Annotated in this window: 1 protein-coding gene; it reads right to left on the bottom strand. The window is 46.5% G+C overall.

The window, feature by feature from the left end:
* The coding region (locus I6F37_RS41375) for a hypothetical protein (protein WP_225154577.1) at positions 1 to 424 on the bottom strand (424 nt) is incomplete at both ends.

The following is a 424-nucleotide window of genomic DNA, read 5'->3' as shown; positions in this document are numbered from 1 at the left end:
ACAGCGGGCCTTGTACCGGTAAAACAGCACCGGGATAATAGGAATGTGACCATTTATTACTGTAGCTCATTATTTGAAAAGGCACACGAATGCTTCGTAAAAATAAATCCCTGAACACAACGTTTTTTACAACAGCACTGTGAATCGTATCTTTCTGAAACATCAGCCAGGTAATACTGTCCAATACCTGTGTGCCACTGTCAAACCGGGGTTGTGTTGTGGAAGCATATTGCACGTCATCCAGTTTTGCCAACACCCGGTAAATATGCCCGTTTGACACTACGGCATCGCCATGGCGTACCGATATGCCTGGCTTCCAGTCCACCCAGGCAGAGGCTACGATTTTAGAGAAAGCGCCTTCCAGATAATCATCCGGAATATCGGAGCAGTTTTCGATGATGCCGTCTTCCAGGTTCCCAAATTC

This window comes from Bradyrhizobium sp. NBAIM08, from assembly GCF_020193935.1.
GTDB lineage: Bacteria > Pseudomonadota > Alphaproteobacteria > Rhizobiales > Xanthobacteraceae > Bradyrhizobium > Bradyrhizobium yuanmingense.
The sequence above is the reverse complement of the archived record's forward strand: the minus strand, read 5'-3'. Positions and strand labels throughout refer to the sequence as shown.